This is a genomic window from Flavobacterium terrisoli (assembly GCF_030167905.1).
In the GTDB taxonomy this organism is placed as follows: domain Bacteria; phylum Bacteroidota; class Bacteroidia; order Flavobacteriales; family Flavobacteriaceae; genus Flavobacterium; species Flavobacterium terrisoli.
In genome coordinates, this window is record NZ_JARGNA010000010.1 from 184,563 (window position 1) to 193,230 (window position 8,668).

The following is an 8,668-nucleotide window of genomic DNA, read 5'->3' on the forward strand; positions in this document are numbered from 1 at the left end:
TAATAAATTGGTTTTTTTAATGCAATACTTATAACGATTTAATGTTATTTTTACATTATTACTAATCTAAAACCTATCTGCTTATGAATTCGATGTTTACCAAAATTATCCGCATAGCTTTAGGATTGACATTGGTTATTTTTGGCGCCAACAAGTTATTCAATTTCATTCCTATGGATGCACCGTCAGGGTTGCCCGGCTATATCTTTTCTGCTGTTGGTTTTTTAGAAGTATTTATCGGACTCATGCTATTGTTAAAAAAATGGGTGGCTTTTGGATTGGTATTATTGGCTCCGATTTCTATTAACATTTTGTTGTTTCATCTGTTTTTAGCCATTTCAGGATTGCCTGTGGCTTTGGTCATTTTATTATTCAATGCGATTTTGATCTATAAACATTGGCCACAATACAAACCGCTTTTTTACTAAAAGATTTTGAATATTTTAAACGAAAAAGCCGACTGTTTCCAGTCGGCTTTTTTAATATTCTATTTTTCCTATATGCCGCATATTGCGCATGATCCTGTCTTTTCTGCGTTCGATATAGGACGAAGAATTAGAAGCTTTGAATTTTCTCGGATTTGGCAAAATGGCAGCGATGCCTGCCGCTTCCCTTTTGGTTAAATCGGCTGCGTTTTTTCGATACCAAACCCGCGCAGCTTCTTCAGCGCCATAAACGCCATTCCCCATTTCAATGCTGTTGAGATACACTTCCATGATGCGTTCTTTGCCCCAAATCAATTCGATGAGAACTGTAAAATAGGCTTCCAATGCTTTACGGATATAACTTCTGCCTTGCCACAAAAAAACATTCTTGGCGGTTTGTTGTGAAATGGTACTGCCTCCTTTTAGCCTTCTGCCTTTTTGATTGTTTTTGAATGCTTTTTGCATCGCTTTAAAATCGAAACCACTGTGTTTGAGAAAATTTCCGTCTTCGCTGGCAATTACGGCTTTTTGGAGGTTGGGTGAAATTTCCTCTAACGGAACCCAATCGTGACTCAGCACGGCGTCGTTTCCATCGATTTTATTTTCAATGGCACGGGTGATCATCAAAGGTGTAATCGGAATGGCCACCCATTTGAAAATAATTACCGTGAATATGGAAAGCCCTAAAAACCAAAAAAATGCTTTTTTGAGCCAGCGAAAAATTTTCTTTATCATACTTTATTTGACTAAATCTGCTAATTCCTGACCGATTAAACTTCCAATGGCCACGCCCATTCCGCCTAAGCGAACGCCGCAATAGACATTTTGGGAAAGCTGTTCAACAATCGGTCTTTTGCTAGAACCCAATCCCATAATGCCACTCCAACGATGGGCTATTTTGAAATCGGTATCGGGTAAAATTACTTCTTTTAATAATTCTTCCAAACGATTTTGTATTAATTCGGTTTGGCCCAAATCGGTCGTGGTTTCTCCTTCGAAGTCTAAATTTCGGCCGCCGCCAAAAAGAATCCGGTCATCAATATTCCTAAAATAATAATATCCTTTATCGAGATGGAAAGTGCCTTTGATATCCAAATTCGGTATCGGTTCGGTAATCAAGACCTGTGCTCTGGCGGGTTTCACCTGGTTGTCGGTTAGCTTTCCGGCAAAACCATTGGTGGCAAACAGCAATTTTTTGGACGTAAAAATAAAATCCCCCAATGCGATTTCCACTTTATCATTTCCTTCCTGAAAGGAAGTCACTTCCACCTGATTCAAAATCATGATATTATTAGCCACTGCTTTTTGCAGCAAAGCGTTCATCATTTTTCCGGTATCAATCTGCGCTTCGTATGGGTTAAAAATCAAATATTCCTGTATGCCTTTAAAGTCAAAGCGATCGACTTCTTTGGCAAACACATCGTTTCTGAAAATGGGTTTTAGAATCTCATTGACAAAAGGCAGCTTCTGCAAACACTCATTATAACTGCTTTCATCATCATTGAGAAACAATTCATAACCGCCAAAAGGCTTGAAATCAATGGCGCTATCGGTTAGGTTTTTGCGAAGCAACTGCAATCCGTTCCAGCGCTTCTGAATCAATTGAATGACTTCTTCTTCGCTGTGCGTTTTTAAGTCGTCCAAAATCTCGGAAAGACTCCCAAAACAAGCAAATCCGGCATTTTTGGTACTCGCGCCCTGAGGCAAAATTCCTCTTTCTAAAACCAGTATTTTCTTCTCTGGAAATCTTTCGCGCAAAGCCAAAGCACAATGCAAACCTACAATGCCGCTTCCCACAATCGTGAAGTCGATATCGGTAAACCAATTTTTGAGTTCCCAGTAGCTAAAATTCATTTCTAATTTTTTTTAAAAATACTTTTTTTCACAATTATCTGATATGATTTATGTCAGTTTTTTCGAATTTATTATTTTTTTAATTAAATTTTTACCTATTTCTTACTACTATAACGTTGTAGTTTATCGATTTGTTGAGAATTTTGCGGTTTTTATTAGTGATAGTGCAAAAATTAATTTTATTTTTGAAGCCTAATTAACCAAATTTATACTATTTATGAAGTACAAATTACTCACGGTTGCTTTACTGACAATCAGTAGCGTAGCTTTTTCCCAAACCAGAAATTCGCTTTGGAATTCGACTACCAAGAAAAGTGATATGATTCCTTTGGAAAGCAGAATGATATTGCCTGAAAACAATCTTTTCACACTGAATCTTGACGGACTTCGAAATGCATTGGCTAATACGCCTCAAAGAGCGGCCGGCGTAAGAATGTCTCCGGTCACTTTATCGATTCCGAATGAGAATGGTGTTTTAGAAAGATACAGCATTTACGAAAATTCAGCTTTAGATCCGGCTTTGGCGGCTCGTTATCCTGAAATCAAGTCTTATATCGGAATCGGGATTGATAATCCAACCTCGACTTCTTATTTCAGTGTTACACCACTTGGATTCAAATCGATGACGTTGAATGCTGATAAAGCAGCGGTATTTATTGAGCCGATTTCTCAGGATTTAACGACTTATGCGGTTTACAGAAAAGTAGACAAAGCAGCATCGTTAACGCCTTTTGAATGTCAGGTAATTGATGAAGTAGCGCCACAAATGACTGATGACGCCAGCATGTTGAGACCAAATGCCGATGACGCAGTGATGAGAACATTCCGTTTGGCAATGTCCTGTACCGGTGAGTATACGGCTTACTTTGGCGGAACAAAAGCTTTGGCTTTGGCGGCAATCAACAACTCTATCACCAGATGTAATGGTGTTTTTGAGAAAGATTTTGGCGCCCGATTAATCATCATTGCCAATACTGATTTGGTTATTTATACCAATGCTTCTACCGATCCATATTCTGCTGCTTCAAGCATGTCACAATGGAATGCCCAATTGCAGTCAACGTTAACCTCCGTAATTGGCGAAGCTAATTATGACATTGGTCACTTATTTGGTGCTACCGGTGGTGGTGGAAATGCCGGTTGTATCGGTTGTATTTGTGTGAATGGTTCAAAAGGAAAAGGAATCACTTCTCCAGCAGACGGAATTCCGATGGGAGATAATTTCGATATCGATTATGTAGCGCATGAAATTGGCCACCAAATGGGCGCCAACCACACTTTCTCTATGAGCAATGAAGGAACAGGCGTGAATATGGAACCGGGTTCAGGTTCAACCATCATGGGATATGCCGGAATTACAGCTCAAGACATTCAACCACATTCTGATGCTTTTTTCCACGCAGCAAGTATCCAACAAGTAACTAATAACATCAAAGCTAAAACTTGTTCGGTAAACATCGCCACAGGAAATGCTGTTCCAACAGCTTCTGCCGGTGCTGATTATACAATCCCAAAAAGCACTCCTTTTATGTTGACCGGTTCGGCTACAGATGCCAATGGCGATGCTTTAACTTACAACTGGGAACAATTTGACAACGCTTCAAGTACGGCTACAGGCGCCAGTTCGGCTGCCAGTGCGACCAGAACTTCGGGACCGACTTTCAGATCATACAACTCATCTACTTCACCGGTTAGATATTTCCCTAGAATCCAATCGGTTTTAGCCGGAGCAACCACTACTGCCGGAAGTGAAATTACAGTTGAAGCGGTGCCTTCTGTTGCCAGAACAATGAATTTCAGATTAACGGTTCGCGATAACAGAGCTGGTGGTCCTGCAAATAATAGCGATGATATGGTTGTTACGGTTAACGCCACTGCTGGTCCGTTTACTGTAAGCGCTCCAAACACAGCAGTTTCTTATCCTGGAAACAGCTCTCAAACTGTAACCTGGAATGTTGCTGGAACAACGGCTAACGGTGTAAACTGTGCTAATGTTGATATCTTATTATCAACTGACGGCGGATTTACCTATCCAACTGTATTATTAGCGGCTACGCCAAATGACGGTTCACAGGCAGTTACCATTCCTAATTTAGCCGGAACAACCAACCGTATTATGGTAAAAGGTTCCAATCATATTTTCTTTGACGTATCTAATGCCAACTTTACGATTACCAATTCGGCTCCCGATACTACAGCGCCAACTGCGGCTACTTTAAGTGCTTCAGGAACGACTGAAAATTCAACCAACTTATCTTGGTCGGGTGCTACAGATAATATCGCAGTAACAGGTTATGATGTGTATCAGGATGGTGCATTTAAGACTTCTACCGCTTCTACTTCTTTAGCGGTAACCGGATTGACTGCTTCAACGGCCTATAGTTTCTATGTGATTGCTAAAGACGCTGCAGGGAATGTTTCTCCGGCAAGTAATACCGTTAACGTAACTACTTCAACACCTCCGGCACCGGATACTACAGCTCCGACTGCACCAACATTAACTGCTTCAGGAACAACTTCGTCTTCGACTAATTTATCTTGGTCTGGTGCTACGGATAACGTTGCGGTAACTTCTTATGATGTATACCAAAACGGTTCATTTAAAGCTTCGACAGCTTCAACTACAATGGCTGTAACAGGATTAACAGCTTCAACGGCTTATACTTTCCATGTAATCGCTAAAGATGCGGCAGGAAATGCTTCTCCGGCAAGCAACACAGTAAATGTAACTACATTGGCAAATGCAATAACTTACTGTACTTCACAAGGAAACAATACGGCTGATGAAAGAATCGGAAGAGTACAATTCGGAACCATCAATAATCCTTCAACAGGAACGGCTGGTTATGAAAACTTTACAGCGATTTCTACCAACGTAGTCAGAGGAACAGCTAACACCATTACCATTACACCTTTCTGGACTGGCTCAACCTATAACGAAGGTTATGGCGTTTGGATTGACTACAATCAAGACGGGGATTTTTCAGATGCAGGTGAAACGGTATACACGAGAACCAGAACCAAAACCACTCCGATAACCGCAAGCATTACTATCCCGGCTTCGGCTTTGTTAGGTTCCACCAGAATGCGTGTTTCGATGAAATACAATGCGGTACCAACAGCCTGTGAAACCTTCACTTATGGTCAAGTGGAAGATTATACAGTGAACATTACTGCCAGTGCAAGATTTGAAGACGAAATCAATACGACCACAAGTTTGTCTTTCACTTTATATCCAAACCCGATAAAAGGTGATGTATTAAACATTACTAATCTGGAAACTGCATCAACGTTTAGAATTTTCAACCTGATGGGTCAGGAATTAGGAAAAGGCAAAGTAGAAAACAACAATGTATATGTTGGTTCGCTAAAAGCGGGTGCTTACCTGATTGAAGTGACTAATGGTACTTCAACAGCTACCAAGCGCTTTATCAAGGAATAATTAACCCAATATAGTTTAACTGAAAAAACCACTCTCAAAAAGGAGTGGTTTTTTTATTAAATGAATTTAAAGAGCGAACCGAGCGATAGCGAACTGACGAAGTAAATCCGCCATGATTCTGGTGAAAACTGAACTAGCTATTGTAAAAAACCGTTGTTATATACAGTGCCTAATCTTCTAATAGTTCAAATAAATATATTAAAAGCCAAATAGTAATTCCAGTTTTTACTTTCAAACTCCTTACTTGGTTTTCTGTAATCCCAATATTTGGTTGATGGATATTGCACAATATTGAATAACAATCACAAACATATTGAATTTCGTTTTTAGTAAATTCTTCTAGCAAACCAAATTTAAATTTTGATGTAAAATATTCTATTTTTTGTTCTCGTCTAATTTTAATAAATTCCAATTTCTTCTTTCCTAAATGATACTTTTTGAACTCAGCTTCAAACATCTTAGAGTCTTTTAGCTTCTCAATTGGAGCCAACTTTTCATCAATAAGATACTCCAAAATTGTTCTTAATGATATCAAGCACTGTCTTAATCTGTCAGGATTATTTTCTGCTTCTAAAGCTTTATTTGCACCAATCCAAAGACTATCTAAATCATGTTTTTCTAAATACGGAAGTAGGTTCTCGTTTAGTAGATTTTCTTTTTTTTCGATATCTTCATCAGCTAAATCGAAAGTTAAAGAAGCTTTTAATTCTTCAGCAGATTTTAAGTTTAGTATTTCTAAGTCACTAATAAATGCAAATTGAACTTCTGGATTATTATTTAGATTTTTTACAACTCGAGTAAAACTTGTCAGGCTTTCTAAAAGTTGAGAATTAATGAATGAAAAGTCAGGAATATCAATTTTAGGAAAGACAAATTTTGGTATATCAAAAACAGGTAGTGATTTGATTGCATCATGATGCATTCCGACTACGTTAGCTAAGTTTTTAGAAAGGCTGCTCATTGATTGAGCCATTTTTGTAAGCTCTAGCATTTTTGGGTCAAGTCCTGGGATTTTCGGTATATTGTCAAATCGATTCATTTTTTCAACGAGAATTGTTTGGCATTGCATATAAATCACAAATAATCGCAAGCCAGTTTATTGTAAACCAAATATATAAACATTTCTGCTCAAAATACCCGAGAGCCCTAAAACAAAACCCCCGAACATTGCTGTTCGGGGGTTTTTATATTTTGTTGTAGTTGAGTGATTACTGTGCTACAATCAGGAATTCTGAACGTCTGTTCTGAGCGTGTTGCTCTTCGGTACAGTTGGCTCCACAATCCACTTTTGGTTCCAATTCTCCCATTCCTTTGGCAGAGATTCTTGATGCATCAATACCTTTAGAGATGATATACTGTCTGGTTGATTTGGCTCTTCGGTCAGACAATCTTTCGTTGTATTTGTCTGTTCCTCTGTTGTCAGTATGAGCTTTAGCCATAACAATCATCTTCGGGTTGTTTTTCATCACCTGAACCAGTTTGTCTAACTCAAAGGCTCCTGCCTGGGTGATGTTGCTCTTATCGTATTCAAAATAGATTGGCTGTAATACCACTTCGCTGATTTTGATAATCTCCTCGATTGGTTTTAAGGCTGCGTCTACTTTCGCCGTTGGCCCTTTGCTTGGGTTTACTGCAAACGTTCCGCCTTCAAATCCGTCTTTGGAAGCCTGGATTACATAAGGTCTGTCGCATTCCACTCTGTATTTCACTTCACCGCTGGCGTTTGAAGATTCCGTTGCGATAACATTCTTCTTGTCGTCTAAGATAGAAACACTTGCATTAGACAATATAGCACCCGTTTTAGCGTTGGTTACCACAACGGTAACATCAACACCACAAATTGGGTTTACAATCAGGATATCGTCGTTTCCGCCACGATTACTCGATAGGAATCCGATGTTCTTAGTGGTATTGAAAGAGAAAGCGAAATCGTCTTTGGCGGTATTCACAGGATCACCTAAGTTAGACGCTTCACTGCCGGCTGCTAAATCAGCCTTGAAAACATCATAACCTCCTAATCCCGGTTTTCCTGCAGAGGCGAAGTACAATGTTTTGTTATCGTCTGCAATGAATGGGAAGCTTTCGTTGCCTTCGGTGTTTACCTTTGGCCCTAAGTTTTCAGGCTCTCCGTAAGTACCATCCGCATTGATGGCTACTTTCCAGATGTCAAGTCCACCCAAACTTCCCGGTCTGTTGGAAGAGAAGTATAAGGTTTTACCATCTCTGCTCAAGCTTGGATTGCTGCTTGAATAGGTTTTGGCGTTTAATGGCAAATCGGTGATGTTATCCCAGGTGTCACCATTTTTGGTGGCTTTGAACAGGTATACCTGAGAGAATCTGGCGTTGTTCTTTTTGTCTTTCTCGAACTCTTTTTCCTGGTAACTCTCACTGGCAAAATAAGCCGTATTCCCATCAGCACTGATGGTCACAGGACCATCATGCCATCTTGAGTTCAATGAGGCTACAACACCTGCATTGGTAATGGTGCCATCCGTATTGTAATCGGCTTTGTAGATGTCAAGGAAAGGCTCGTCTGTCCAACCGTAGGTTTTTCTGGCTCCGTTTCTGGCGCTGGCAAAATACAGGCTGTTGTCATAAAGCACTGCCCCGAAATCAGACTTGTCGCTGCTTACATCCGAAGATTTCACAGTATACAAATCGGCTTTGTCCAATAATTTCGGAACGTAATTAGGGTTGGCCAAAAAGGCTTTGGCTCTTTGGTCATTTGGAGCTGCTGCTGCAAACTTCTGCATCTGCTTGTTGGCTTCCTCATATTTCCCGTTGGCCTTTAGCATCTGGGCATAACGATAGTAAGTCTCCGCATCGGCAGTGGTCTCGGTTGCTCTGGCATACCATTTAACCGCTTCAGTGGAGTTGAACATGTTGTAATAGGCATCGGCCAGTTGTTTGTACACATAAGCATCCCCTTTGTTGTTCTCAACAAGTC

Annotated in this window: 6 protein-coding genes; 2 read left to right on the forward strand and 4 right to left on the reverse strand. The window is 40.0% G+C overall.

Translation table 11 applies throughout. The features are described from left to right. Positions 1-83 precede the first annotated feature (83 nt). Positions 84-428 carry a DoxX protein gene (locus P1K33_RS14955; protein WP_284653796.1) on the forward strand — a complete coding sequence of 115 codons (345 nt, stop codon included), beginning with the start codon at positions 84-86 and terminating at the stop codon, positions 426-428. A gap of 51 nt (positions 429-479) precedes the next feature. On the opposite strand, the gene mtgA is transcribed toward P1K33_RS14955, so the two are convergent. Together mtgA and P1K33_RS14965 are read right to left on the reverse strand one after the other, a co-directional pair. Further along, positions 480-1,160 (reverse strand): monofunctional biosynthetic peptidoglycan transglycosylase, encoded by a 681-nt coding sequence (gene mtgA, locus P1K33_RS14960; RefSeq protein WP_284653797.1) that lies wholly within the window; start codon positions 1,158-1,160, stop codon positions 480-482. Positions 1,161-1,163: 3 nt separating this feature from the next. Continuing rightward, positions 1,164-2,279 (reverse strand): NAD(P)/FAD-dependent oxidoreductase, encoded by a 1,116-nt coding sequence (locus P1K33_RS14965; RefSeq protein ID WP_284653798.1) that lies wholly within the window; start codon positions 2,277-2,279, stop codon positions 1,164-1,166. Positions 2,280-2,496: 217 nt separating this feature from the next. Here P1K33_RS14965 and P1K33_RS14970 point away from each other — a divergent pair, with 217 nt between their 5' ends. After that, the gene (locus tag P1K33_RS14970) at positions 2,497-5,721 is read left to right on the forward strand and encodes a reprolysin-like metallopeptidase (RefSeq protein WP_284653799.1); all 3,225 of its coding nucleotides are present in this window, start codon (positions 2,497-2,499) and stop codon (positions 5,719-5,721) included. A 169-nt stretch (positions 5,722-5,890) separates the two neighbouring features. Here P1K33_RS14970 and P1K33_RS14975 read toward each other — a convergent pair whose 3' ends face one another. Both P1K33_RS14975 and P1K33_RS14980 read right to left on the reverse strand, forming a co-directional pair. Continuing rightward, a complete protein-coding gene (locus P1K33_RS14975; RefSeq protein WP_284653800.1) occupies positions 5,891-6,760 on the reverse strand; it encodes a pPIWI-associating nuclease domain-containing protein in 870 nt (289 codons plus the stop codon). A 169-nt stretch (positions 6,761-6,929) separates the two neighbouring features. Further along, positions 6,930-8,668: OmpA family protein (locus P1K33_RS14980; RefSeq protein ID WP_284653801.1), on the reverse strand; the 1,739-nt coding region annotated here is incomplete at its 5' end.